Source organism: Pseudanabaena biceps PCC 7429 (genome assembly GCF_000332215.1).
Classification (GTDB): domain Bacteria; phylum Cyanobacteriota; class Cyanobacteriia; order Pseudanabaenales; family Pseudanabaenaceae; genus Pseudanabaena; species Pseudanabaena biceps.
This window is the reverse complement of the sequence record NZ_ALWB01000411.1, coordinates 1-2155: the sequence shown is the minus strand read 5'-3', so window position 1 is coordinate 2155 and position 2155 is coordinate 1. Positions and strand designations below refer to the sequence as shown.

At 37.7% G+C, this 2155-nt stretch carries 1 protein-coding gene and 1 pseudogene; both read right to left on the bottom strand.

The genetic code is table 11. From position 1 onward, the window contains the following. Window positions 1-165: 165 nt before the first annotated feature. Window positions 166-699, bottom strand: coding sequence for a hypothetical protein (locus PSE7429_RS22820; RefSeq protein ID WP_009629774.1), 534 nt, complete (start codon window positions 697-699; stop codon window positions 166-168). A 733-nt stretch (window positions 700-1432) separates the two neighbouring features. Continuing rightward, a pseudogene (locus PSE7429_RS22815) lies at window positions 1433-1987 on the bottom strand (IS1 family transposase); the annotation flags it as partial. Between the last annotated feature and the right edge of the window lie 168 nt (window positions 1988-2155).

Sequence of the window (2155 nt, the reverse complement as noted above, 5' to 3'; positions counted from 1 at the left end):
GTTGCGGCGCTTCGCGCCGCAACTCTCTATTGGCTTTAAGGAAATTTTTGAAAGCGTTGCTTTGCAACGCTTTCAAAAATTTCCTTGCTTTGGGTTTGAGCGTAATGCGCTGTAAGTGAATATAGCTACATCATCAAAAAGGGCGTATTACGCCCTTTTTGATGGTTAGTCTGCCATGCTGAGGTTTACCGTAATGGTCAGTTTTAATGAGGAATCCGTATTGGAATCATGGAGCTGCTGCCAGTGATGGTTAATTGGGCGATCGCCAATGGGTTCGGTTAATACCCGCGCTAGCAATTGCAAAAGTTTAGAAGCCCCATTACTAATTTCCTGACTAAATGATTCCGTAGAAATCGGTAAATTCACTGAGGAAGGAATAGCTGAAACGATATGAGAATTAATCAAAGATGGATAATTAACACTTGCAACAGGGCTAGCATTTAGAGATCGATTACTATAGCGGCGTAAAACCACTTGTAAATTATTTTTAGTTACGCGATCGCCAAAAGCCTCAGATAGTAATTGCCACAATTTGTAACCGACATCGCGAATATAGGCGGCATCATAGCCAGCTATTTCCGCAATTTCTGAATAGGTTTTCCCATCCCAAGTTTGACGAAAAATAGCCTCTTGAATTGTGCTGAGGCTCTTATTTTCCAAAACAGAATCTACGATATTGAGTGCGTCTTCAATAGTCATCTTTTTCCTCACATTTCCCTAGTTATTTATATCTGGATAGCCGCTCTAAAAAACTAGCGAGTCACAATATTTTGATAAGACTTTAATTCTAATTATTAATCTAAATATTGATTTTAAATATCAATTTAAATATCAATTTTAGATGGAAAATCCTAACTAAATCTCCATTTAATTAGGGGTGATTTGGTAAACAAACATTTTAAACTCAACACTATTACCCAATCTTTTCTCAACCCAGTTTCCAATCTCATAATTAGAAGTCTTCGCTCAATTCACAAGTACTCAACACCCATCCGTTAGACTCGCCAAAAAATTTTAAAGATTGACAAAAAATCAATATAGATAACAACGTATAAAACAAAATGTTTTGTATGTTGTTTATATTGACATTGCTAAGTTAGCATATTTTTTCTAAACCAGTTATTTAAGTTAATTGTATAGATGTAAACCTCAAAAACATTTATTAGCAAGGTTTTCATGGGTTGCAAGTCTTTTTTGATTTTACTAAAACTTGTTTTTAACGATAAAAAGACCGATAATTCATGACATCAATCAAGGCATTAACAAGCAAGTTATTGGAACAGAAAAAGTCTGATATTTTTTTCTAGCTTTTTCCGACAAAATATCTAGTAACCTTGAAAGGCGATCGCTAAGTAGCTAGGCGCAATTAAATATAAAACCCAAAAACCTGTGGTGCACGCTGCGCCACAGGTTTTTAATCTGGATTTTAATTATGCCCAGCTACTGGTAGTACGACAGGATAAGACGAGTAGAAATCAGTGTAAATAACTGCACATTGGCGATAGACGGCAGGCAAAGATTCCCATAACTTTTGAGCTGAGTCCCCAGAGCGATCGCCAATATAACAACCGACAATTTCACGAGTCTCGGCATCAATGGCAAGCCATACCCACTGTTTATTGCCTTTGTCGTCCACAAAAGACCATAATTCATCCATCTGTACGATCAAACGGCGTTTTGGTTTTGGTTCTACCTCTACCTGTTGAGGAATATTTTCATATTTATCATTGACATAACTTTGCAACCATCGTTCTGACACCTTGAGCACTCTAGCTATTCCAGCTAACGGGATCTTTTCTTGTAGTAGTCGTTCTAGTAGCTCATAACTCTCGTGTATACGCTCAGAGACTCTCTGCCACTGAGGATTTTCTACAAATTGGCGACCACAATCACGACATTTATAATTTTGTTTCCCATGACGTGTACTACCGTTCTTAACTACCGATATAGATTGGCAGGATGGACAAGATGGTCTTATTTCGGTCATCACTTTGCTTTTTAGCAACTATCGAAAACATTTTCCTACATCCTTTCCTTTTTAGGACTACCCAGCTACTTAGTAATTCTCTATAGCTATAAAAGCTTTGCCTTGGACATAAGCCCAAAAATATAAGTGGCGGCGCTTTGCGCCGCCACTTATGTTTTTGGGCTTGGG